Source organism: uncultured Allobosea sp. (assembly GCF_945956895.1).
Taxonomy (GTDB): Bacteria; Pseudomonadota; Alphaproteobacteria; order Rhizobiales; family Beijerinckiaceae; genus Allobosea.
Genome location: NZ_CAMFJF010000027.1, coordinates 22,714 through 44,123, shown reverse-complemented (window position 1 = coordinate 44,123; position 21,410 = coordinate 22,714). Strand labels below are relative to the sequence as shown.

General features: G+C 67.6%; 25 protein-coding genes. 11 read left to right on the top strand and 14 right to left on the bottom strand.

The features are described 5' to 3' along the window. From Q0Q02_RS15260 to Q0Q02_RS15235, 6 genes are all read right to left on the bottom strand, one after another. Positions 1-702, bottom strand: a complete 702-nt coding sequence (locus Q0Q02_RS15260; protein ID WP_293810598.1) for an ABC transporter ATP-binding protein — start codon at positions 700-702, stop codon at positions 1-3. Further along, positions 695-1,447: an ABC transporter ATP-binding protein gene (locus Q0Q02_RS15255; protein WP_293810597.1), complete on the bottom strand. Its 753-nt coding sequence runs from the start codon at positions 1,445-1,447 to the stop codon at positions 695-697. Before Q0Q02_RS15255 ends, Q0Q02_RS15260 begins: the two co-directional genes overlap by 8 nt. Next, on the bottom strand, positions 1,447-2,409 hold the full coding sequence (locus Q0Q02_RS15250; protein WP_293810596.1) for a branched-chain amino acid ABC transporter permease: 963 nt from the start codon (positions 2,407-2,409) through the stop codon (positions 1,447-1,449). Before Q0Q02_RS15250 ends, Q0Q02_RS15255 begins: the two co-directional genes overlap by 1 nt. Then, positions 2,406-3,278, bottom strand: a complete 873-nt coding sequence (locus Q0Q02_RS15245) for a branched-chain amino acid ABC transporter permease (protein WP_293810595.1) — start codon at positions 3,276-3,278, stop codon at positions 2,406-2,408. Before Q0Q02_RS15245 ends, Q0Q02_RS15250 begins: the two co-directional genes overlap by 4 nt. 145 nt (positions 3,279-3,423) lie before the next feature. After that, positions 3,424-4,641, bottom strand: a complete 1,218-nt coding sequence (locus Q0Q02_RS15240) for an ABC transporter substrate-binding protein (RefSeq protein WP_293810594.1) — start codon at positions 4,639-4,641, stop codon at positions 3,424-3,426. Between the two features lie 145 nt (positions 4,642-4,786). Continuing rightward, the gene (locus Q0Q02_RS15235; RefSeq protein WP_293810593.1) at positions 4,787-5,611 is read right to left on the bottom strand and encodes a GntR family transcriptional regulator; all 825 of its coding nucleotides are present in this window, start codon (positions 5,609-5,611) and stop codon (positions 4,787-4,789) included. A gap of 119 nt (positions 5,612-5,730) precedes the next feature. Here Q0Q02_RS15235 and leuC point away from each other — a divergent pair, with 119 nt between their 5' ends. The 3 genes from leuC to Q0Q02_RS15220 all read left to right on the top strand — a co-directional run bounded on the left by leuC (position 5,731) and on the right by Q0Q02_RS15220 (position 8,200). Then, positions 5,731-7,167 carry a 3-isopropylmalate dehydratase large subunit gene (gene leuC, locus Q0Q02_RS15230; RefSeq protein WP_293810592.1) on the top strand — a complete coding sequence of 479 codons (1,437 nt, stop codon included), beginning with the start codon at positions 5,731-5,733 and terminating at the stop codon, positions 7,165-7,167. Beyond that, positions 7,164-7,784, top strand: coding sequence for a 3-isopropylmalate dehydratase small subunit (gene leuD, locus Q0Q02_RS15225; RefSeq protein ID WP_293810591.1), 621 nt, complete (start codon positions 7,164-7,166; stop codon positions 7,782-7,784). Before leuC ends, leuD begins: the two co-directional genes overlap by 4 nt. Positions 7,785-7,954: 170 nt before the next feature. After that, positions 7,955-8,200: a hypothetical protein gene (locus Q0Q02_RS15220; protein ID WP_293810590.1), complete on the top strand. Its 246-nt coding sequence runs from the start codon at positions 7,955-7,957 to the stop codon at positions 8,198-8,200. A gap of 363 nt (positions 8,201-8,563) precedes the next feature. Here Q0Q02_RS15220 and Q0Q02_RS15215 read toward each other — a convergent pair whose 3' ends face one another. The 4 genes from Q0Q02_RS15215 to Q0Q02_RS15200 form a co-directional block, all read right to left on the bottom strand. Further along, on the bottom strand, positions 8,564-8,899 hold the full coding sequence (locus Q0Q02_RS15215; protein ID WP_293810589.1) for a hypothetical protein: 336 nt from the start codon (positions 8,897-8,899) through the stop codon (positions 8,564-8,566). Between the two features lie 59 nt (positions 8,900-8,958). Further along, a complete protein-coding gene (hemN, locus tag Q0Q02_RS15210) occupies positions 8,959-10,302 on the bottom strand; it encodes an oxygen-independent coproporphyrinogen III oxidase (RefSeq protein WP_293810588.1) in 1,344 nt (447 codons plus the stop codon). 301 nt (positions 10,303-10,603) lie between these two features. Further along, positions 10,604-11,185 (bottom strand): UbiX family flavin prenyltransferase, encoded by a 582-nt coding sequence (locus Q0Q02_RS15205; protein WP_293810587.1) that lies wholly within the window; start codon positions 11,183-11,185, stop codon positions 10,604-10,606. After that, positions 11,182-12,729: a UbiD family decarboxylase gene (locus Q0Q02_RS15200; RefSeq protein WP_293810586.1), complete on the bottom strand. Its 1,548-nt coding sequence runs from the start codon at positions 12,727-12,729 to the stop codon at positions 11,182-11,184. The genes Q0Q02_RS15205 and Q0Q02_RS15200 overlap by 4 nt, the downstream gene beginning before the upstream one ends. 83 nt (positions 12,730-12,812) lie before the next feature. Between Q0Q02_RS15200 and Q0Q02_RS15195 the strand changes: the two genes are divergently transcribed. From Q0Q02_RS15195 to Q0Q02_RS15160, 8 genes are all read left to right on the top strand, one after another. Continuing rightward, on the top strand, positions 12,813-13,361 hold the full coding sequence (locus tag Q0Q02_RS15195) for an SCP2 sterol-binding domain-containing protein (RefSeq protein WP_293810585.1): 549 nt from the start codon (positions 12,813-12,815) through the stop codon (positions 13,359-13,361). Next, positions 13,352-14,329 (top strand): peptidase U32 family protein, encoded by a 978-nt coding sequence (locus Q0Q02_RS15190; protein ID WP_293810584.1) that lies wholly within the window; start codon positions 13,352-13,354, stop codon positions 14,327-14,329. Before Q0Q02_RS15195 ends, Q0Q02_RS15190 begins: the two co-directional genes overlap by 10 nt. Positions 14,330-14,355: 26 nt before the next feature. Continuing rightward, positions 14,356-15,273: a U32 family peptidase gene (locus Q0Q02_RS15185; protein ID WP_293810583.1), complete on the top strand. Its 918-nt coding sequence runs from the start codon at positions 14,356-14,358 to the stop codon at positions 15,271-15,273. Between the two features lie 30 nt (positions 15,274-15,303). Further along, the gene (locus Q0Q02_RS15180) at positions 15,304-15,669 is read left to right on the top strand and encodes a hypothetical protein (RefSeq protein WP_293810582.1); all 366 of its coding nucleotides are present in this window, start codon (positions 15,304-15,306) and stop codon (positions 15,667-15,669) included. 114 nt (positions 15,670-15,783) lie between these two features. Then, positions 15,784-16,230, top strand: a complete 447-nt coding sequence (locus Q0Q02_RS15175) for a pseudoazurin (protein ID WP_293810581.1) — start codon at positions 15,784-15,786, stop codon at positions 16,228-16,230. 61 nt (positions 16,231-16,291) lie between these two features. Beyond that, positions 16,292-17,497: an NnrS family protein gene (locus Q0Q02_RS15170; protein ID WP_293810580.1), complete on the top strand. Its 1,206-nt coding sequence runs from the start codon at positions 16,292-16,294 to the stop codon at positions 17,495-17,497. Between the two features lie 87 nt (positions 17,498-17,584). Next, positions 17,585-18,016, top strand: a complete 432-nt coding sequence (locus Q0Q02_RS15165) for an Rrf2 family transcriptional regulator (RefSeq protein WP_293810579.1) — start codon at positions 17,585-17,587, stop codon at positions 18,014-18,016. 129 nt (positions 18,017-18,145) lie between these two features. Then, positions 18,146-18,784 (top strand): hypothetical protein, encoded by a 639-nt coding sequence (locus tag Q0Q02_RS15160; RefSeq protein WP_293810578.1) that lies wholly within the window; start codon positions 18,146-18,148, stop codon positions 18,782-18,784. Positions 18,785-18,908: 124 nt separating this feature from the next. Here the strand turns inward: Q0Q02_RS15160 and Q0Q02_RS15155 are convergent, their stop codons facing one another. From Q0Q02_RS15155 to Q0Q02_RS15140, 4 genes are all read right to left on the bottom strand, one after another. Further along, positions 18,909-19,601 carry a Crp/Fnr family transcriptional regulator gene (locus tag Q0Q02_RS15155; RefSeq protein WP_293810577.1) on the bottom strand — a complete coding sequence of 231 codons (693 nt, stop codon included), beginning with the start codon at positions 19,599-19,601 and terminating at the stop codon, positions 18,909-18,911. 99 nt (positions 19,602-19,700) lie between these two features. Then, positions 19,701-19,964, bottom strand: a complete 264-nt coding sequence (locus Q0Q02_RS15150; protein WP_293810576.1) for a cytochrome C oxidase subunit IV family protein — start codon at positions 19,962-19,964, stop codon at positions 19,701-19,703. Between the two features lie 7 nt (positions 19,965-19,971). Next, the gene (locus tag Q0Q02_RS15145; protein ID WP_293810575.1) at positions 19,972-20,523 is read right to left on the bottom strand and encodes a cytochrome c oxidase subunit 3 family protein; all 552 of its coding nucleotides are present in this window, start codon (positions 20,521-20,523) and stop codon (positions 19,972-19,974) included. Further along, entirely contained in the window at positions 20,520-21,407 is an 888-nt protein-coding gene (locus Q0Q02_RS15140) for an SUMF1/EgtB/PvdO family nonheme iron enzyme (RefSeq protein ID WP_293810574.1), read from the bottom strand. The genes Q0Q02_RS15145 and Q0Q02_RS15140 overlap by 4 nt, the downstream gene beginning before the upstream one ends. Positions 21,408-21,410: the final 3 nt, after the last annotated feature.

Here is a 21,410-nt window from a genome sequence, read left to right as displayed (position 1 = left end):
TCACAATCCGAGATAGGCATGCTTGAGGGCCGGGTCGGCGGCGATTTCGGCGGCGGGGCCCGCGGCGACGATGCGGCCGTTCTCGAGGACATAGGCGCGGCTCGCCAGTTCGAGCGACTGCACCACGTTCTGTTCGACCAGCATGACGGCGAGCCCGTCGGCCGCGATGCGGGCGATCAACGTGAACATCTCCTCGACCAGCAGCGGCGACAGGCCGAGCGAAGGCTCGTCGAGGATGATCAGCCTGGGCTCGCCCATCAGGCCGCGGCCGATGGCGAGCATCTGCTGCTCGCCGCCCGAGAGCGTGCCGGCAGCCTGCGCCGAGCGCTCGCGCAGGCGCGGGAACAGGGCGAAGATGCGTTCCAGGTTGTTCTGGCGGGCGGGCTTGCCGCGCCGGTAGCTGCCGAGCACGAGATTGTCGCGCACGCTCATGTTCGGGAAGATGCGGCGGCCCTCGGGGACATGGATCAGCCCCGCGGAGACGATCGCGGCGGGTTTCCTCCCGCCGATCGCTTCGCCAAGGAAGCGGATGGTGCCGGCGCGTGGCGCAATCAGGCCCGACAGAGCGCGGTTGAGCGTGGTCTTGCCGACGCCGTTGGCGCCGAGCACGGCGACGATCTCGCCGGGCGCCACGTCGAGATCGATGCCACGCAGCACGTCCGTGCCGCCATAGCCGGCGATGAGCCCGCGAACCTCAAGCATGGGCGCCTCCGCTTGGGGCAGCCTGCAGGCGCTTGGCCGCGCCCTGGCCGAGATAGGCCTCGATGACGGCGGGGTGGGAGGCGATCTCGGCCGGCTTGCCCTGCGCGATCATCTTGCCTTGCGCCAGGACGTGAATGTGCTCGCACAGGCTCATGACCGCCTGCATGACATGCTCGACCATCAGGATGGCGACGCCGCGGTCCCGGATCTGGCGGATCACCGGCAGCATATCGCGGATCTCGGAGGGGTTGAGGCCGGCCAGCACCTCGTCGAGCAGCAGGAGCGTCGGCTCGGTCGCCAGCGCGCGGGCGAGCTCGAGGCGCTTGCGCCCGGCGACAGTCAAGGCGGCGGCCGACTGGTCCAGCATGCCATTCAAGCCAAGGAAATCCGCGACGGAGCGCGCTTTCGCCTGCGCATCCGCCCGGCGCGGATGGCGCAGATAGGCGCCGACCGCGATGTTCTCGACGACCGAGAGACCGGCGAAAGGCTGAACGATCTGGAAGGTGCGGGCAATGCCGCGCTCGGCGCGTCGATGGGCGGGCAGGGCGGTGATGTCCGTGCCGTCGAAGACGATCGTGCCGCTGCTCGGCTGCTCGAAGCCTGCGATCAGCGTGAACAGCGTGGTCTTGCCGGCTCCGTTGGGGCCGATCAGACCGGTGATCGAGCCCGGCGCGACAGCGAGGCTTGCGGAGTCGACCGCGACGAGGCCGCCGAAGCGCTTTGTGACGGAGGCGACGGAGAGCATCAGCGGGCCTCCTTCGTCTTGCGGCGGCCAAGCCGCATGAGCAGGCCCATCAGGCCGTCGGGCGCGAAGGCGATCGTGGCGACGAGCAGCAGGCCGTAGAGCACGAGGTCGATGCCCGGGACGCCGCCGGCGACAAGCTTGGCGGCCTCGCCGAAGACGTGAAGCGCAACGGCGCCGAGGACCGGTCCGAATGCGGTGCCTATGCCGCCGATGATCGGCGCGATGAGCGCCTCGATCGAGATCCAGGGGCCGTAGGCGATGCCCGCATCGAGATAGAGAAAATATTGCACATAAAGTGCTCCGGCAGCGCCGGTGATCGCCGCCGAGAGCGTGATCGCCTTGAGCTTGACCGCGAGCGTGTCGACGCCGAGGGCCCTCGCCGCATCCTCGTTCTCCCGCACGGCCGTCAGCCAGGCGCCGAAGCGCGCGCGCATGATCGCAATGGTCATGAGCAGCACCGCGCCCACGAGCGCGACCGCGATCCAGACGAAGGCGGCGCGGCTGACGAACTGGAAGTTCTCGGGCCGGACGTCGAGCTTTACCAGCGTCCCGGCCGCCCCTCCTGTAAAGGCGGAGGCGTTTGCGAGGATACGCAGCACCTCGGCGAAGGCCAGCGTCACCAGAGCGAAATAGGAGCCGCGCAAGCCCGAACGGAAGCTGAGGAAGCCGATCACCCAACCGATCGCCGCCGCGAGCACGATGCCGAGAGCGAAGGCGACCCATGCATTGACGCCGTAGCGGGTCTGGAGCAGCGCGGCGGCATAGGCGCCGGTGCCGAAAAAGGCGGCGTGGCCGAAGGAGAACTGGCCGGCAAGGCCGCCGAGCAGGTTCCAGCCCTGTGCGGCGAGCGCGATGATCAGCGCGAAGACGATGAAGTTGAGCACCGTGTTCGCCGAGACGGCGAAAGGCACGAGCGCGGCGAGCCCGATCAGGGCGAGTGCTGGGCCGTAGGCGCGGATCATGCCCGTGCCCCGAACAGGCCCGTCGGCTTCACCAGCAGGACGAGGATGAAGATCAGGAAGATGCCGATCTGGCCGAGGCTCTCGCCGAAGAACAGGCCGCACAGGCTCTCGACCACGCCGATGAAGAGGGCGCCGAGCAGCGCGCCGGGGATCGAGCCCATGCCGCCCAGCACGACGATGGTGAAGGCGACGAGCACGAAGGCGTTGCCGGCGCGCGGGGTGACGTAAAAGGTCGGCATCAGCAGGCAGGCGGCGATGGCGACGCAGGCCGCGCCGAGCCCGAAGGTGACGGCGTAGATATGCGCGACGTCGATGCCGGCCAGTGCAGCGCCGGTCTTCTCCTTGGCGACGGCGCGGATCGCCCGTCCGGTATCGGTCGTGGTCAGAAGCAGGCCGAGCAGCAGCGCGACGAGCAGGGCGACACCGAAGGCGGCGACACGCGGCAGGGCGAGGAAGGTGAATCCGAGATCGATCGATTCGAAGGCATAGGGCACATCGATCGAGCGCGTATCGGAGCGGAAGATCGAGAGCATGGCGTTCTCGATGACGATCGAGAGACCGAGCGTGACCAGCAGGATGTTGCGATCCTCGCCATGACTCGCCGGGCCGATGACGAAGCGCTGCACGCCGTAGCCGAGCACGAAGAAGAGCAGCGTGATCGGCACGAGCGCGACGTAAGGATCGATGGCCAGCATCGTCTGCGCGACATAGACGGCGAACATCGCTGCCGTCAGCGTCGCACCATGGGCGAAGTTGATGATGTGCAGGACGCCGTAGACGAGGGTCAGCCCGAGCGCGATCAGCGCATAGACCGAGCCGGTCATCAGGCCGTTCAGCACGGCGGCGAGGATGATGTCGGGTGCGAACATCACAGTCTTTTTGCTAGGTGATGCGGCCTTCGGCCCCGGCCTCATGCGCGGCGCCGTGCTGGGCATCCACGTCTCCGCTGCCGTTATTGTCGGCGAAGACGTGGATGGGCGGAGCAGGACCAACCACAACGGTTGGCGACAGGGCTCACGCCGGGCGCGGGAATACCGGCTTGGCGTCGGCGAAATCGGCGGGGAAGATCACCTTGATGTCGTTGCCCTGGACCTGGGTGTTGACCGGCGAGCCGCCCTGGTTCTGGCCATCGACGAATTTGGTCGCGCCGTAAGGCATGATGTGGCCGGCATAGGTGGAGTTCGCCAGCGCCTCGGTGACCTTGGCCTTGTCGGTGGAGCCCGCCCGCTCGATCGCATCCGCCAGCAGGCCGACGCAGGAGTAGTTGAGCGGGATGTTGTAGGTCCAGAACTTGCCGGAGGCCTCGACCTGCTTGCGCAGTGCTTCAGCGACGGGCTTGCGTGGGTCGTGCCAGTGGTTGCAGTCCATCACGAACTGCGCCGCCTCGTTGAACTCCTTGACGAAGCGGTAGTTCGAGGCGGCGCCGTTCAGCACGGCGTAGATGCCCTTCGGCCGGATGCGCTGCTGCTGCATGGTGCGTGCCAGCAGGGCGAACTCGCCATAATAGCTCGAGGGGATGACGAGGTCGGGATTCTTCGAGCGGATCTGCAGCGCGACGTTCGACATGTCGCGCGCCGGCGTGGGATGGGCGATCGTGTCGAGGATCTCGAAGCCGAGCTTGGGGAGCTCCGCCTGCATCAGCTTGGCCAGGCCGGAGCCGAAGAGCCCGTCCTCATGCACCAGCACGACGGTCTTGGCCGGCTTCCCGGCCCCCTCGTTCAGCTTGGCCAGATTGGCGAGCGCCGTCTTGGTGACCATGCCGAAGCCGGGGCCGAAACGGAATGTGTTCTTCAAGCCGCGGGTGACGATGGAATCGGCGACGCCGACATCGACGATATAAGGCAGGTCATAGCGCGCGGCGGCCTGGCTGGCGGCAAGGCAGATCGGCGAGGCGAAACCGCCGACGATACCGGCCACCCCCTCGGCCTGCATGCGCTCGACCTCCGCCGTGCCGCCCTCCGGCGTCGAGCGGGCATCGCCGAACACCATCTCGAGCTTGGCGCCGCCCATCGACTTGATGCCGCCGGCATCGTTGATCGCCTTGATGGCGGCCTCCGCACCGATTTGCCCCTGCTGGCCGTCATAGGCCAGAGCGCCGGTGATCGGCTGCAGGATGCCGATCTTTACCGGCGCACCCTGGGCGCGCAGCACGCCGGGCATGGCGAGCGCAGTCGTTCCGGCAGCGGCGCCCGCCAGCACGGTACGGCGGGAAATCTTGGTCTTCGCAGTCATGTCGTTCTCCTCTGTGATGGGCCCGGTCTTGCGCCGGGCTGGTCGTTTGGTCCGTCGGCCTTGGGTCACGCTTGCGGATCAGGCTGCCCCATCTCTCGCGCTCGGCATGGATGAAGTCGTCGCGTTGGCGGTCCCGTCACGGCGCTCAGCCTTCCGCCACGGTCGAAGGCGCCCAGGGGCAGGCCTCGCCGTCCCTCCCGGCGCCGCGGCTCGGCACCGGCGACCAGCGCCTGTCTCCATCGGCACCGGCGCGGTGCAATTCCATCTGGAAGGAGTAGCGATCCGGCCGGTACAGCGCATGGAGATGCTCGACGCCGCGCCCGTCCGGTCCGAAGACGACGCGTGTCAGCGAGAGCAGGGGCGAGCCGATCTCGAGCGCCAGCGCCTCTGCGACGTCCGGGCTGGCCAGGGTCGCGCTGATCGTCTGGCTGGCGCGGTCCACAGCCGCGCCGGAGCGCTCCAGCAAGGCGAGCAGCGGCACGCTGGCGAGGTCGCTCTCGGAATAGGTCAGGCCGATGCGCTCGGGCACATGCGTGGTGAGATAGGAGAAGGGCTGGCCGTCGATGAGACGCACGCGCACCGAGCGCTGCGTGCGCTCGCCGGCGGCGAGCCCGAGCGCCTGCGCCACCGCCTCCGGAGGCTGCGCATAGGCGAAGGAGATCAGCCGCACCCCGGTGCGGCGGCCCATCTCGACGAGATGGGTCAGCATATTGGCGAAATCGGCGACGATGGGCTTGGGCGCGTCGGCTTCGCGCACGAAGGTGCCGGCGCCGACACGGCGATCGATGAGCCCGTCCGCGGCCAGGCTGTCGAGCGCGCGGCGCACGGTGACGCGCGAGACACCGTGCTCCAGCGCCAGGGCGGGCTCGCTCGCCAGGCGCGAGCCCGGAGCGATTTCGCCGCTGGCGATGCGTTCGCGCAGCAGCAGCGCCAGCCGTCTCGCCTTCAATGGCTCTAGCGAAGCGTCCACTCGCAACCCTTGCAGTTCGCTTTCTGACTGACTCATCGGACAGCTAGTTGTCTAGCGTATAGAACAACTGGCTTGCGTCAAGCCGGCGGAACGCTATGTTTCGCTGAGTGGAGATTGCGATGACGGCATCAGCGGGCACGGCACAGGCAACACGGGCGCCGCGCGCCCTGTTCGACAAGCTCTGGGACGACCATGTCGTGGTGGAGCGGCCATCGGGCGACGCGCTGCTCTGGATCGACCGGCATTTCGTGCATGAGGGATCCTTCCACGCCTTCAGCCAGCTCGAGGCCCGCGGTGGTAACGTGGCGGAGCCGGGGCTGACCTTCGGCGTCGCCGACCATTACGTTCCGACGCGAGACCGCGACCATGTCGCCAATCCCGAGATCGCCCGGATGATCGACGATCTCGGCACCAACACGGCCCGGCACGGCATCGAGCTCTTCGGCATGCACGACCCGCGCCAGGGCATCGTGCATGTGGTCGGGCCCGAGCAGGGGCTGACCCTGCCGGGGCTGACGATGGTCTGTGGCGACAGCCACACCTCGACGCATGGCGCCTTCGGCGCCTATGCCTTCGGTATCGGGGCTTCGGAAGTCGCGCACGTTCTGATGACGCAGACGCTTTGGCAGAAGAAGCCGAAGCGCATGCGCATCACCATCGACGGCACGCCGATCGCCGGTGTCGGCGCCAAGGACTTCATCCTGTCCATCATCGCGACGATTGGTGCGGACGGAGCGCGCGGTCATGCGGTGGAATATGCCGGCGCCGCCGTGCGGGCGCTGCCGATGGCCGGGCGGATGACCATATGCAACATGTCGATCGAGGCCGGGGCGCGCTGCGGGCTGATCGCGCCGGACGAGACGACCTTCCGCTGGATCGAAGGACGGCCTTTCGCACCAAGAGGCGCCCTGTTCCAGCAGGCGGTCGAGAGCTGGTGGCGCCTGCCGAGCGAGGCCAATGCCGAATTCGATCGCGAGATCTCCCTGGATGCGAGCCGCATCGCTCCGGTCGTGACCTGGGGGACGAGCCCGGAAGACGCCCTGCCGATCGATGCCGCAGTGCCGGATCCGGCGCGCGAGGCCGATGAGGGGCGTGCTACGACGATGCGCGACGCGCTCGACTATATGGGCCTGCGGGCCGGGCAGAAGCTTGCCGAGATCCCGATCGACCGCGTCTTCATCGGATCCTGCACCAACGCACGTATCGAAGATCTGCGCGCGGCGGCAAGCGTCCTGGCCGGCCGCAAGGCCAAGGTGCCGGGGCTGGTCTCGCCAGGCTCGGCGCAAGTCAAGCAGCAGGCGGAGGAGGAGGGGCTCGACCGCATCTTCGTCGAGGCCGGGCTCGACTGGGTCGAATCCGGCTGCTCGATGTGCGTTGGCATGAACGGCGACAGCGTGCCGACCGGCGAGCGCTGCGCCTCCACCACCAACCGCAATTTTCGAGGCCGGCAGGGGCCGGGCGCACGCACCCATCTGATGTCGCCCGCCATGGTCGCGGCCGCTGCCGTGGCAGGCAGACTGGCGGATGTGCGCCCGATGCTGGAGGGCCGGTCGTGAAGCCTTTGACGCAGGTGCTCGGCCATGCCTGCCCACTCGGGCTCGCCAATGTCGATACGGATCAATTGATCCCGGCTCGGTTCATGAAGCGGCCGCGATCGGAAGGCTATGGCGGCTTCCTGCTGCACGATCTGCGCCGCGACGCGGCCGGAGCCGACAAGCCGGACTTCCCGCTCAATCGCGAGCCCGGGCGCAGCGCGCCGATCCTGGTCGCGCGTCGCAATTTCGGCTCCGGCTCCTCGCGCGAGGCCGCGGTCTATGCCCTGGCCGATCATGGAATCCGGATCATTCTGGCACCGACCTACGGCGACATCTTCGCCTCCAACGCCGTGAAGAACGGGCTGCTGCCGGCGGTGCTGGACGAGGCAGATGTCGAAGACCTTCTCGCGGCCCTGGCTGCGACGTCCGATCTGGCGGTCGGGGTCGATCTTGAGGCGCAGCGGGTGGCATGGGGCAACCGCTATGTCGCGTTCACGATCGATCCCGTCTGGCGCGAGCAGTTGCTCAATGGCTGGGACGATATTGACGTCACGCGCTCATTCTCGATCGAGATCGCTCGGTTCAGGGCGACAACCGAGTTGCGGCGCCCCTGGATGAAGCCCACCGCCTTCCGGTAGCAGGCCACAGTCATTCAGCCCAGAGCCAAGCTCATTGTCGTGAGTCGCGCCTGGCCTGCGCCAGAAGCGGAGCCTCGGTTAATTCCCGCAAGCTGACATGAGCGTATCGGACTGAATGTCGTATTCAGTCCGATACGCTAGCTCTTTGATTCTGCATCGGCTTCGGGGCGATGGCGGGAGCGCAGGGTGCCTTCCTCGCGAACCTGTTCCCGACGCGCTATCGCTTCTCGGGACTGGCCATGTCGCGGGAGCTGAACGGCGTGCTCATCGCCGGCCCCACTCCGCTCATCGCAGCCTCGCTGGTTGCCGCAGCGGACGGCAAGCCGACCTTTGTCGCGGCCTATCTCATGGCCTGTTGCGCCCTGACGATCCTCGCGATCCTGCTGATCAGGCATCGCTCGGTCCATGACGGGTGAGACTGGCCGGTCTCGCGGTTCTGCAATCCGCATCGAAAGCTCGGCGCCCTCGGTTCATTCGGCGGTCAGGGTTTGCCTCGCGGGCATTTGCAGAGCCGCGATCCCTCGCGATGAGGCGTTCGAGGATAGGCACAATCGAGCTCGATACAGCTTCCGCCACCGTCGAGCGGACGACCGGAAGCCTGCGAGCGCGCGTCGACAGAGCGCGGATGTTGGTCCTGGGTGGCTGGTGGAACGCATTGCCCGCATGCGGATCTTCCGAAGGTCGGGAGAGGGCCGGCTGTGGAAACTCTGAATCTGGCTGGGCTTGATCCGCGCGGCGTCGTCCGGCCAACCATGAAAGGTGGTTGGAGCGCGGCTAGCTCATCGGTCAGCGGGAAGGGGGAATGGGGCGCCACCCTTGTCAACGCCGAACGTCACGCCAGATGATGGCTTCGCAATATCCCAGTGAGGGGCAGCGGCAAGCCGCCACGCATGCTTCTGCTTCTCAGCAACCCAGCAAGCACGTTTGCGGCGTTTGCGCATCGCGGATATCGATGCGTTGATCATTTCCCGCGTCGGTGCTTCCGGGACGAGCTGCCAATGAGCGGCATCAACCCGGCTCAAAAGTGGGAAAGCTCTATCCCCGTTTTCTTCCCCGGATGAAGGATCGTCGACCTTTTCGACGCCTTCCAGGCTGCCCCGATCAATGAAGGTCATGCCGGCGCCGACGCGCGATCCTATTGCACTTTCTTACGGCATTCCGCGCCAAGCGACGCTCAGACGGCACGGCTGTACTGCCGCGGCGCCTGATCAAGATGAGCGTCGAAGGTCGAGGCGACCTTGCGGACGAACAGACGTGCGTCCTCCGGCAGCAGCACGCGGCTGCCGTCGAAATCCACCACACCCTCCTGCGCGAGACGTTCCAGCGCGCAGCGCGACGGCGCGAGCACGCCGGAATCGACGGTATGCCGGGCACAAACGGCATCGATGTCGACTGTGAGGTCGCACATCACGCGCTCGATCAGCTCCGCGCGCAGCCTGTCCTCCGGGGTCAGGCGATAGCCTCTCGCGGTCGGCAGCTTGCTGTCTGCGACCCGCTCGGCATAGCGGCCGATCACCACCTCGTTCTGCACATAGCCCTGGGGCAGGCGCCCGATCGCCGACGCGCCGAAGCCGATCAACGCCTCGCACGGATCGGTGGTGTAGCCCTGGAAATTGCGATGCAGCCGGCCCTGCGACAGCGCCCTGGCCATAGGGTCCTCCGGCCGCGCGAAGTGATCGAGCCCGATGCTGACATAGCCTGCGGCAACGAGACTGCGTGCCATTGCTTCCGCCTGCTCATGCCGCGCCTCGCCACCCGGCAGGTCCTCCGTCGCGATCCGGCGCTGGTGCTTCTTGAACTCCGGGACATGGGCGTAACCGAAGATCGAGAACCGGTCCGGCCGCATCGCCAGGCATTGCTCGACGGTGTCGACGCAGGATTGCACGGTCTGCTTCGGCAGGCCGTAGATCAGGTCGAAGCTCACAGAACCGATGCCCGCGCCGCGCAGCCCTGCAACCACGGCGGCGGTCTGCTCGACGCTCTGAATGCGGTTGATCGCCTTCTGCACGTCGGGATCGAAGCTCTGCACCCCGAGGCTCGCCCGGTTGACGCCGGCCGCCGCCAGCGCTGCCGTCATGGCGGGCGCGAGGCGGCGCGGGTCGATCTCGACCGCGATCTCGGCTTCGGGGTGAATCCCGAAATGCTGGCGCAGCAGCCCGACGAGCGCGACGAAATCCGCCGGTTCGAGGATCGTCGGCGTGCCCCCGCCGAAATGGATGTGCCGCACGTCGACAGGCGCCGACAGATGCTCCGCGACAAGCGCGATTTCGCCACGGAGCGCCGCGAGATAGTCGATGATCGGGCCGTTGCGCAGCGCCACCGTGGTGTGACAGCCGCAATACCAGCACATCGAACGGCAGAACGGCACATGCAGGTAGAGCGATGTCGTGGTCCCTGCTGCCAGCGCCTTCAGCCAGTTCGCATAGGATGGGCCGTCGACATCTGGCTGAAAGTGGGGGGCCGTCGGATAGCTCGTGTAGCGCGGAAGCCGTTCGTCTCGATATGGCGTGGCCCGCATGGCGCAGCTCCGGTCGATTGTTCAGGAGGCCCTTGCCTACTCCATCGGCCGATTGCCTTCTTTGACATGCTGCAAAGATGCGCCGCACAGCTCGATCGCAGAACGCGGAAAACAGGGGACCATGCTTCGTGGCCATGAACCAGCCGGCATCCCATGCCGACATGCGACATGCCGGGTTTCCGGGGCCTGCGCCATCACGCGACCGCCTGGCGTGAACAGCGTGGCCAGTGAGATTCCAAAATCGAGGCCGATGCGTGACATCCTGCTCATGCAGGCGGAGATGCCCGCTCTCCCACCCCGCTCAAACACCTTGCCATTCGCTGGGAGCTGCCGACCCGAGGTCCGGGTTCATCAGCCCAATGGCGCGCAAGGCAATCTGGTCGACGATCTCCGCGATATCGCACGGCTTCAGATAGAACGCCGGAACGGGCGGCGCGATGATCGCACCGTACTCCGTGACCTGCGCCATGGCGCGCAGGTGGCCGAGGTGCAGCGGGCTTTCCCGCACTACCAGCACCAGCCGGCGCCGCTCCTTGAGCTGGACATCGGCGGCGCGGGTCAGGAGGTCGCCGAGCTGGCCATAAGCGATCGCGCAGAGACTGCGCATCGAGCAGGGCGCGACGATCATCCCGGCCGTCCGGAACGAGCCGCTGGCGATGCTGGCACCGATATCGCGATGATCGTGGCACTGCGCCGCCAGCGCGCGTGCCCGTGCCGGAGCGTCCGGATCGATCTCGGTCGCGAGCGTCCGTTCCGCCGCGGGCGAGATCACCAGATGCGTCTCGATCGTGCCGGCCTCGGCCAGCCTTTCCAGCACCCTGAGCCCGATCGCGGCGCCCGAGGCGCCGCTGATCCCGACGATGACACGCTGCGGCCGGATCATCGCTTCACCTCCGATCCCGGCGCCAGTCCAAGCGAGGCCCAGAGCGCATCGATCCGGGCGCAGACGGCCGGGTCCATCGCCATCGGCCGGCCCCATTCCCGCTCTGTCTCGGGCGGCAGCTTGTTGGTGGCGTCGATGCCGAGCTTGCCGCCCAGTCCCGGCTTCGGCGAGGCGAAGTCGAGATAGTCGATCGGCGTGTCCGTGAGCGTGACGAGATCGCGGCCGGCATCGGCGCGGGTCGCGACCGCCCACATCACCTGCGCCCAGTCGCGCGGGTCGATATCGGCGTCCACGATGATGATGAGCTTGGTGTAGCTGAATTGCGGCAGCAGCGACCACAGGCCGAGCATCAACCGCCGCGCCTGGCCGGGGTAGCGCTTTGCGATGGCGACGACGGCGATCCGGTAGGAGCAGGCTTCCGGCGGCAGCCAGACATCCACGACCTCCGGGAACTGCCGCTGCAGCAATGGCAAGAACAGGACATTGAGCGCCTCGCCGATGCGCGAGGGCTCGTCCGGCGCCCGGCCGGTGAAGGTCGAGAGATAGAGCGGCGCCCGCCGCATCGTCACCGCGGTCACCCGCATCACCGGGAACGGCTCGACGGAGTTGTAATAGCCGGTGTGGTCGCCATAGGGGCCTTCCGGCGCGGTCTCGTCCGGTGAAACGAAGCCTTCGATCACGATCTCGGCCTCGGCCGGCACCAGCAGCGGAACGCTGACGCAAGGGACAAGTGCCGGCCGTTCGCCGCGCAGCAGGCCTGAGAAGCGTAGTTCCGGCAACGTCTCCGGCAAGGGCAGCACGGCGGAGAGGATCGTCGCCGGATCGGCGCCGATCACCACCGCGACCGGCATCTCGCGGCCAAGCCTACGCCATTGCGCGTGGTGGCGCGCTCCGCCGCGATGGGCGAGCCAGCGCAGGATGGCGCGGTCGCGCCCGAGCACCTGCATCCGGTAGACGCCGAGATTGCTCTCGTCTCCCGGCGCGGGCTCGGGCGGCACGGTCAGCACCAGCGGCCAGGTTATCAGCGGCGCGGGCTCGCCGGGCCAGCAGAGCTGCACCGGCAGCGCCGTCAGGTCGATTCCCTCGCCCCGGAAGACGAGGTCCTGCACCGGCGCCCGCCGGCATTCGCGCGGACGCATCGCGAGCGCCGCGCGGGCCAGCGGAAGCGCCTGCCAGGCTTCATTCAATCCGCGTGGCGGCCTCGGCTCGCGCAGTTCGGCGAGCTTGCCGCCGAGCGCCGGCAGGTTTCCCATCTCGACGCCGAGACCCCAGGCGACGCGCTCGACCGTGCCGAACAGGTTGGTGACGAGCGGCACGGAAGAAGCCGTTCCGTCCGGCAGCAGAGGCCGCTCGAACAGCAGCGCAGGGCCGTTATCGGCAATGACGCGGCGATGGATCTCGGTGATTTCGTGCACGACGCTGACCGGCTCGGCGATGCGTCGGACCTGCCCGTGGGCGTCGAGATGGGCGAGGAAGGCATTGAGGTGGCGGAAGCGGGGCAGGTCGCGGATCGGCAAGGGCAGGGGCTCCGGTTGCCGGACCATCGCCTGCCGCGATCGCTGCCGTCTTTGCGCGGGCGCAACGAGCGGTGCGGCTGCCGGCCTAATCTTGGGGCTGGAGGTAAGCGATGCCGGAACCGGAGACGACAGGATCGCGGGTGACACCGCCGCGATTGCCGCAATGGCTGTCGCGAGCGATGGAGCCGCTGCCGCTCGCGCCCCTGCAGCCGGTTCTGGCGTTGATGCTCGCCCGCATCGGCCGCGCCCATCCCGATCTCTACGACCGCCTCGGCGAACACGCCGAGAAGCGCTTCGGCCTCGATCCGACCGATCTGCCCTTCTCCTTCGTGCTGGAGCCGCGCCCCGGCCGGCCGCTGGTGCGCGCGGTCCGCGTGTTGCCGGGGGGGCTCGATGCCAGTATCCGCGGCCCGTTGGCCGGGTTGATCGGCATGGCCGAGGGCACACTCGATGGCGATGCCCTGTTTTTCTCGCGCGTGCTCTGGGTGGAAGGCGATGTCGCGGCGTCGCTCGCGCTGCGCAATGCCATCGACGACGCCCGCATCGATTTCGGCAAGGTTCTCCTTGGCGGCCTCGGGCCGGTCGGCGCTCGCCTGGCCGAGGTCGCGCGCGCGCGGATGCGAACCTTGCCAGGCGTCGGAGGCCAACCGTGGAATTGATCTGTCCAGCGGGGACGCCTGCAAGCCTCGAAGCAGCCGTCGAGGCGGGGGCCGATGCGGTCTATTGCGGCTTCCGCGACGAGACCAACGCGCGCAACTTTCCCGGCCTGAATTTCTCGCGCGAGGAGCTGCGGAAGAGCATCGCCTTTGCCCATCGCCGTGGCGTCAAGGTGCTGGTCGCGATCAACACCTTCGCGCGGGCCGGCTCCTTCGGGCTCTGGCAGGCGGCGATCGACGATGCCGTCGCGGCTGGTGCCGATGCCTTGATCCTGGCCGATCTCGCGACGCTCGACTATGCCGCGCGCCACCATCCGGCGCAGCGGCTGCATGTCTCGGTCCAGGCAGGGGCCGCCAATCCCGATGCGATCCGCTTCTATGTCGAGAGCTTCGGTGCCCGCCGCGTGGTGCTGCCGCGTGTGCTCAACGTCGCGGAGATTGCCTCGATCGTGCGTGAAAGCGCCTGCGAGACCGAGGTCTTCGTCTTCGGCGGTCTCTGCGTGATGGAGGAGGGGCGCTGTTCGCTCTCCTCCTATGCCACCGGCAAGTCGCCGAACATGAACGGTGTCTGCTCGCCGGCGAGCCATGTCGCCTATGCCGAGCGTGAGGGGCAGATCGTCTCGACCCTGGGCGGCTTCACCATCAACAGCTTCGGCAAGGACGAATCGGCGGGCTACCCGACCCTGTGCAAGGGCCGTTTCGTCACGCCGAAGAGCTCGGGCTACATATTCGAGGAACCGGTCAGCCTCGACGCGGCCGTGATGTTGCCGGCGCTGCGCGATGCCGGCGTTACCGCCTTCAAGATCGAAGGCCGCCAGCGCGGGCGGGCCTATATTGCCGAGGTCGTGCGTTCCTTCCGCAGGATTCTCGCGGAGATCGACCAGGGCCGCAGCGCTCCGCCCGCCGGTCTCGCGGCCATGGCCGAGGGACAGGCGAGCACGGTCGGAGCCTATCGCAAGAGCTGGCGCTAGCCGGCGCCCCGCAGAGGAACAAGGCGATGCAGCTTACCCTCGGGCCTGTGCTCTACCATTGGTCACCGGAGCGCTGGCGGGATTTCTATTACCGGATGGCGGACGAGGCGCAGATCGACGTCGTGGTGGTCGGCGAAACCGTCTGCTCCAAACGCGCGCCCTTCAAGCAGGACTACCTCCCCGCCGTGATCGAGCGGCTGGAGGGCGCAGGCAAGCGGGTGCTGCATGCGAGCCTGATCCTGGTCTCGCTGCCGCGCGAGCGCCGCCAGACCCGCGAGCTGATGCAGGTCGCCGAGGCGGAGGTCGAGATCAACGATCTGACCTGCCTGGCCTCGCTGGGCGAAAGGCCATTCGCCGTCGGCCCTTTCGTCAATGTCTATAACGAGGCCGCGGCGGGGTTTCTGGCCGCGCGCGGCGCCACGCGCATCTGCCTGCCGCCGGAGTTGCCGCTGCCTGCGGTTGCGGCCATCGCTGCCGCGGTGCCGCAGCTCGCGATCGAGGTCTTCGCCTTCGGCAAGGTGCCTCTGGCGATCTCGGCGCGCTGTTACCACGCGCGTGCACACAGACTGACCAAGGACAATTGTCGCTTCGTCTGCGAGAACGATCCCGATGGCATGTCCGTCAAGACGCTTGATGGCGCCGGATTTCTTTCGGTGAACGGAGTGCAGACCCTGTCGGATAGCTGCGCCAGCCTGCTGTGCGACCTGCCTGCGCTCGGCCGAGCCGGAGTGGCTTCGCTGCGCCTCTCCCCGCAATGCTGCGACATGGTGGCGGTCGCGCGGTTGTTCCGCGACGTCGTCGACGAGCGGATCGATCCTCGGGAGGCTGAAGGACGGCTTGGCGAGATCTATCCGGAGGTGCCGTTCTCGAACGGTTTCCTGCACGGTGCGCCGGGCCACAATCGGATCGACGCGGGCGGCGGCCGCCCGGGCGAGCTGCGCTGAGATTGCGCCGATAGCGGAAAGGAACCTGCCATGACAGCCTGGCACGATGGAGATCAAGGGTTCCAGACGGACGCCGCGACGAGTTCGGCGAGCCAGTTGATCGGGCGGCTGCAGCGGATTCTGGGGCCCGAAGCTCTGGATTGCGCTTGCCGGGAGACGCTGAATGGAGCACTTGCCCGCTTCGACGAGCAGGAACGCCGACGCGACATGCGTCGGCGGCTTGCCGCCGCGCGCGAGCACAAGGAGCGCATAGCCGCGATCCTGCATTTTCTGTCGGAGTTGGACGCGCTCACCGAAGCCGAAGCCGATCGAACCGTTTTCGAGGAGTTCGCGCTGCTGTTCGTCGAAATCACGCGCAGCGCGGATGCCGCCGTGTCGGCACTGCGCGGCCTGTAGATCCGTTCAAACCTCCCGCTATTTGCGTTAGCGCAACATGCCGCCAGCTCGCTCCTCCTAGTGTTGCGGTGCAGCGAGAAACCGATGAGTTCGCTGCGCTGATGGAGAAGTGAGATGTTCAGGACCGTTCTGACCGGCGCGCTGATGGCGCTGGCGATCACAGGCGCGAATGCCGCCGAAGTCGAGGTGAAGATGCTCAACAAGGGCGCCGCCGGCGCCATGGTGTTCGAGCCCGCGCTGGTAAAGATCGCGCCCGGCGATACCGTGAAATTCGTCCCCACCGACAAGAGCCATAACGCCGAGAGCATTCCCGAGATGATGCCGGCCGGTTCCGAGCCCTTCCTGGGCAAGATGAACGAGCAGGTCGACGTCACCTTCAAGGAGGCCGGCGTCTATGGCGTGAAGTGCAAGCCGCACTACGGCATGGGTATGGTCGCGCTGATCGTGGTCGGCGAGCCGACCAACCTGGAAGCCGCCGCGGCCGCCAAGCATCCCGGCAAGGCCAAGCAGGTTTTCGCCGATCTGGTCGCCAAGGCCAATCAGGTCGCCAAGGCGCAGTAGCTGGACACCCGGCAATCGGGCGCGGCCGGATTCTTGTCCGGCCGTCGGAAGGACGGAGCCCATGGCACCGATACCGCGACTGCGGGCCTATGACGGGCCTGCGCTTCTGTCCTACGGCTTTCGGCCGTTCTTTCTTCTGGCGGCTCTGCAGGCCGGCCTGACGCTCCTGGTCTGGCTGCCTTTCGTCACCGGCCATCTCGCTGTTCCGACAGCGTTTGCGCCGGTGGACTGGCATGTTCACGAGATGCTCTTCGGCTACCAGGCGGCCGCCATCGGCGGCTTCTTGCTCACGGCGATTCCGAACTGGACCGGTCGGCTGCCCGTGCAGGGCAAGCCGCTTCTGGTCCTCGTCCTCGCATGGCTTGCCGGGCGCCTCGCCGTCTCGGCTTCGGCCCTGATCGGCTGGCGGCTGGCCATGGGAATCGACGCGCTGTTCCTCCTGCTGCTGGCAGGGGCGGCCGCGCGCGAGATCGTGGCGGGTCGCAACTGGCGCAATCTCAAGGTCGTGGTCCTGATCGGGCTCCTGCTTGCGGCAAACCTTGCCTTTCATCTCGAAGCGGCGCTGACCGGCAGCGCCGATTTCGCCCGCCGTTTCGCGATCGCCGTCGTCCTGATGCTGGTCATGCTGATCGCCGGACGCATCGTGCCGAGCTTCACGCGCAATTGGCTGGCGCAACGTGGCAAGGGACGCATGCCGGTTCCGTTCGGCCTCTATGACAAGGCTGTCCTCGCCGGTAGCGCCTTGGCGCTCGCCTGCTGGGTTGCCGTGCCGGACGCCATGGCGATCGGTGCCGTACTGATGCTTGCCGCCGGCCTTCACCTCGTCAGATTGGGACGTTGGGCCGGCCACCGGACCTTCCGCAACCCCCTGCTCGTCATCCTGCATGTCGGCTATCTCTTCGTGCCGGCGGGCTTCGCGCTGACGGGCTTGGCCGGCTTGGGATACGTCGCGCCGGGCGCCGGCCTGCACGCCTGGACTGCCGGCGCCTTCGCCACCCTGACGCTGGCCGTGATGTCGCGGGCCAGCCTCGGCCATACCGGCCGTCCCCTTGTCGCGACGGGCGCAACCCAGCTTTGCTACGGACTCGTTGTGATAGGCGCCGTGGCGCGCGTCTGCTCGGCGACCGGCCATGGTCCCGCCGCGCTGCTGCATGCCGCCGGCCTGTGCTGGTCTCTGGCGTTCCTCGTCTTCGCGACGGCCTATTGGCGCGTGCTGATCGGGAGCCGCGTGGCTCCGAAGACGGCATCGGCCGCTCAACAGGCCTGACCAGGCTGCAACGGCTCCGGTCGCGCCGCATCTCCGACAAATTGATGGAAGAATACCGGGGCGTGATGGAAACGACGGACGTCCGGAATGCGGTTGACCCAATTCAGTGAATACGCGCTCCGGCTCCTGATCTTCGCCGCCGCTCATCCCGACCGCCTGGTCACCGTCGAGGAAGCCGCGGCCTCATACGACATTTCGCGGACGCATCTGATGAAGGTGGCCAACCTGCTGGTCCGCCACGACTTCCTCGAGGGCGTGCGCGGTCGCTCGGGCGGGCTGGGGCTCGCGCTGCATCCGGAGGAGATCTCGCTGGGCGCGGTCATCCGCGCGACGGAGCCGGCCTTCTCCATCGTGGAATGTTTTGGCGAGGCGGAGGGGCGCTCACTGCTGAGCCTCGATCGCTGGCGCGGCATCCTGTTCGGAGCGATGGAGGCATTCCTGGCCGAGCTCGACAGGTATTCGCTGCGCGATCTCGCCGCAGATCCGGAGCGTTTCGGCGTCAGCCGCCCGGCTGCCTGAATGGTCGCCCTGATCGTGCGGTGATCGGCGAGAGGCTTGCGGCAGCGCAACGAGCACCCCCATGGAACTCACTAGATCGAAGTTGTCTTCCGGGTTGCTCCGCGTGGTAGGACAGGTCGAGGTCGCGTCATGACGTTTCCGTCCTTTTTCGCGCAGGCTCCCCGCCTGAAGGTCAGGGACCCCCTGGCAGCCTTTCTCGGTGCCAGCGAAGACGGCATATTGGACTACGGCTATGAGGATGTGGTGCGGCTCGCCGGCCATTCCTGCCCGGCCGTCGCCGGCGCCTATCTGATGGTCGTCAACGGCTTTTCCTACCTCTATGACGAGGAGTTGCCGGAGCGCGGCGGCGTCGAGGTGCTGATGCGGGACGAGCGGGATCAGGGCACGACCGGCGTCCTCGCTTCGGTCGTGACGCTGCTCACCGGCGCAACCGCGGAAACCGGCTTTCACGGCATCGGCCCGGCGCAACGCTTTGCCCGGCGCGACCTGCTTCGCTTCGGCGCCGATATCGAGGGCGTCATGGCGCTGCGGCGCCGGGATACGGGGCTGGGGGTCGTCGTCGATATCGACACGAGCGCGGTGCCGCATGCGGCGGAGATGGCGGCGGTCATGCCGCGGGCCGTCGCGGGGGAGGCTGACGAGGCCGGCCTCTCCACCTTCGCCACGCTCTGGCAGGATCGCGTCCGTCGCATGCTGATCGAGCATGCGGACGATCCCAAGCTCATCCACCTCTATGACCTGGAGCCGAACGGCGTCGCCATGGCCTGAGAGGCCCGTCGCCTATCGGCGTTCGCGGAGTTTCCAGGCGACAGCGGGGGCGGTCGAGCCTTTCGGTTCGGCGCGCGGCTGCATGGCGATCCGCAGATCGCGGCGAGCGCGCTCGGGCTGGCCGCTACTTGATGGTCTCGGCCAGCCGCTTCAGCCCGGGGGCATCGCAAACCACCAGCTTCTGCCGGCCGCCTTCCACCAACCCTTGCGCCTCCCAGGCGCTGAGGATGCGCGAGACCGTGTGCAGAGTCGTCCCCGTCATCTCGGCGATGTCGCGGCGGGAGATCGGAAAATCGACGCGGGTGCCGGTTTCGTCAGGCTTCCCGGCCTGGTCGATCAGTCTCAGTACGGCATGGGCGACGCGGCGCTCGACCTCCTCGGTCGACATCTCGCGGATGCGGGTATGAGCTTCGTCGAGGCGCTGGCCGATGGTCCGTATCGCGTTCATCGCCAGGTGCGGATTGTGTTCGACGAAACTGTCCCAGGATTCGCTCGGCCATGCCGCCACGAGGCTGTCGACGGCCGCCGTCGCGGTTCCCGGATAATCGGAACGGCTGAGGGCGCGCGTGAAGCCGAACAGGTCGCCGGGATGGACGACCCTGACGATGATCTGCTGGCCGTCGCGCGTCACCTGCGTCACCTTCAGCCGGCCATGCAGCAGGAGGTAGAAGGCCTTTGCCGGATCGCCCTGCTCGAAGACCGCTTCGCTTTGGGGAATGCGCCGCGCGCTGGCTTGCGCAGTCATGCGGTCGAGCTGGGCATCGCTCATGGCCGCGAAGAGCGGGATGCTGCGCAGCACGCTGCGATCCAATGCCACGATGCTGTTTCCTATAGCGCTTTGAAAAGTGCCCGCGCCCGGCTCTTGCGCGGGCGGGATGCACGATAAGACCGCAATCGTCGTGGCGGTTCAAGTGCGTCACGATAGCCCGGCCAGCGCGATCCGGGCGCCTGCCAGCAGGCAGATGACGGCGGCATAGGCGATAAGCGCGCCAGCAAGCACGGGGCTTTCACGCCGCAGCCGCATGAAGCCCAGCACGATGAGCATCGCTTTCGTCAGACTGAGGGCCGCGATCGCGGGACCGCGAATGACGGAGGGCAGGACGGAAACCGCAAGCAGGCTCAGGCCCGTGGCGATGAGCAGGCCGGCTAGGACAGCCGGAAGGGGGAGGGCACGAGGCAAGTGCATGTCAGCCGAGATAGACGACGGGAAGAATCAGCAGCCAGACGAGGTCGATCAGGTGCCAGATCGTCGCGACGCCGGCGACATGGCGCGAAGCCGGCCGCAAGGCGACCAGCAGCAGCAGGCCGGAGACGAACAGGACATGGGCGAAGTGGAAGCCGACGATGAGCATGTAGAGTTCGCCGAGGCGCCCCTCCATCGCCGCTAGCGCCGGCAGCTCATGGGCGAACGCCGCGATCTTGAGGGCGCAGAAGATGAAGCCGCCGAGAGCCGCGGCAACGAGGTTGCCGCGTGGTTGCCGCCCAGAGGCGGCCGTGGCCGCGAAGAAGCCGCTGGAAACGAGGACGACCGTCGCTATGCCTGCGAGAGGAAGATCGAGCGTCTGGCGCAGTGCGGCCAGCGCCGCCGGATCGAGCCATTCGAGCAGCAGGAAGGCGCCGAGCAGGGCGCCGAAGACGATGAGCTCGCTCCAGACGAGAATCCAGAGCAGGAGCTCCATGCCGGCTTCGGGAACCGGCTTCGCGCCATCAAGGCTGCGGTTCGTGACCGCGACGGTCATGCCGGCAGAAGCCGGTTCAGACCGGCAGGCAGGCGATCGCGCCAGCTCCGCTCGCGAACCAGCCGGAAGCCGAGATTGTCGGGCGGCGTCGCCACCGAACAGCCGCCGGCCTTTGGGTTGCGGATGAAGAAGGTCATCGGCGCGCGGTGCTGGCCCTCGACAACATAGATGCCGCAATTGCTGGTCTCGCCGATCGTGCGGCCGGCGGCGTCGAGCGAGACGCGGCGCAGGCAGGTCTGCGTCCATTCCCAGACATTGCCGGCGATGTCGTGGACGCCGTGCTCGTTGGCGCCGAAGCTGCCGACAGGCCGCGGGGCGGGATCGCTCGCCGCCTTGCGGTTGGCCTCACGCTCGTAATCGGCGAGCCAGCGCCGGGCCGGATTATAGGCATCGGCGTCGAGGCCGCGGGCGTCGTCGATGAAGCGCGAACCGGCGGCTTGCGCCCATTCGATATCGGTCGGCAGGCGCCAGACGGCTCCGGTCTCGCGCGACAGCCAATTGGCATAGTCGCTGGCATCGGCATGGCTGACACCGGTCACCGGCAGGTCGCCGCGCGGTGCCGGGCTATCGAGGCGCTTGCAGGCGCCGGCTGCGATGCAGCGCGCGTAATCGGCGGCGCTCACCTGATAGCGCATGATTTCGAGCGGCTGCGTGATCCTGACCGTGACACGCGGCGCATCGACCGGGCGGCCGGCGCGGCTGTATTCGCCGTCGAGCCGGTGCAGCAGGGTCGCGGGCGGCACGAGCGCCGTCTGCGGGAGGGGGAGATTGGGAGCAGGCCGGCGCATCGGCGCGGCCAGCAGGAGGGCGGCGGCTCCAGCGAGGAGCATGAGGCCGAGCGAGGTCGTCAGCCCCGGCAGCGTCGGGCGCAGCGTGGTGGCCATGAT

Excerpts from the sequence above, each read along its gene's own strand:
- Q0Q02_RS15170 (WP_293810580.1), top strand. The coding sequence starts at position 16,292 with ATGGCACCGATACCGCGACTGCGGGCCTATGACGGGCCTGCGCTTCTG.
- Q0Q02_RS15240 (WP_293810594.1), bottom strand. The coding sequence starts at position 4,641 with ATGACTGCGAAGACCAAGATTTCCCGCCGTACCGTGCTGGCGGGCGCC.
- Q0Q02_RS15220 (WP_293810590.1), top strand. The coding sequence starts at position 7,955 with ATGGCGGGAGCGCAGGGTGCCTTCCTCGCGAACCTGTTCCCGACGCGC.
- Q0Q02_RS15250 (WP_293810596.1), bottom strand. The coding sequence starts at position 2,409 with ATGATCCGCGCCTACGGCCCAGCACTCGCCCTGATCGGGCTCGCCGCG.
- Q0Q02_RS15195 (WP_293810585.1), top strand. The coding sequence starts at position 12,813 with ATGCCGGAACCGGAGACGACAGGATCGCGGGTGACACCGCCGCGATTG.
- Q0Q02_RS15200 (WP_293810586.1), bottom strand. The coding sequence starts at position 12,729 with ATGGTCCGGCAACCGGAGCCCCTGCCCTTGCCGATCCGCGACCTGCCC.
- Q0Q02_RS15245 (WP_293810595.1), bottom strand. The coding sequence starts at position 3,278 with ATGTTCGCACCCGACATCATCCTCGCCGCCGTGCTGAACGGCCTGATG.
- Q0Q02_RS15260 (WP_293810598.1), bottom strand. The coding sequence starts at position 702 with ATGCTTGAGGTTCGCGGGCTCATCGCCGGCTATGGCGGCACGGACGTG.
- Q0Q02_RS15145 (WP_293810575.1), bottom strand. The coding sequence starts at position 20,523 with ATGACCGTCGCGGTCACGAACCGCAGCCTTGATGGCGCGAAGCCGGTT.
- hemN (WP_293810588.1), bottom strand. The coding sequence starts at position 10,302 with ATGCGGGCCACGCCATATCGAGACGAACGGCTTCCGCGCTACACGAGC.
- leuC (WP_293810592.1), top strand. The coding sequence starts at position 5,731 with ATGACGGCATCAGCGGGCACGGCACAGGCAACACGGGCGCCGCGCGCC.
- Q0Q02_RS15160 (WP_293810578.1), top strand. The coding sequence starts at position 18,146 with ATGACGTTTCCGTCCTTTTTCGCGCAGGCTCCCCGCCTGAAGGTCAGG.
- Q0Q02_RS15255 (WP_293810597.1), bottom strand. The coding sequence starts at position 1,447 with ATGCTCTCCGTCGCCTCCGTCACAAAGCGCTTCGGCGGCCTCGTCGCG.
- Q0Q02_RS15165 (WP_293810579.1), top strand. The coding sequence starts at position 17,585 with ATGCGGTTGACCCAATTCAGTGAATACGCGCTCCGGCTCCTGATCTTC.
- Q0Q02_RS15180 (WP_293810582.1), top strand. The coding sequence starts at position 15,304 with ATGACAGCCTGGCACGATGGAGATCAAGGGTTCCAGACGGACGCCGCG.
- Q0Q02_RS15175 (WP_293810581.1), top strand. The coding sequence starts at position 15,784 with ATGTTCAGGACCGTTCTGACCGGCGCGCTGATGGCGCTGGCGATCACA.
- Q0Q02_RS15140 (WP_293810574.1), bottom strand. The coding sequence starts at position 21,407 with ATGGCCACCACGCTGCGCCCGACGCTGCCGGGGCTGACGACCTCGCTC.
- Q0Q02_RS15185 (WP_293810583.1), top strand. The coding sequence starts at position 14,356 with ATGCAGCTTACCCTCGGGCCTGTGCTCTACCATTGGTCACCGGAGCGC.
- Q0Q02_RS15215 (WP_293810589.1), bottom strand. The coding sequence starts at position 8,899 with ATGACCTTCATTGATCGGGGCAGCCTGGAAGGCGTCGAAAAGGTCGAC.
- Q0Q02_RS15205 (WP_293810587.1), bottom strand. The coding sequence starts at position 11,185 with ATGATCCGGCCGCAGCGTGTCATCGTCGGGATCAGCGGCGCCTCGGGC.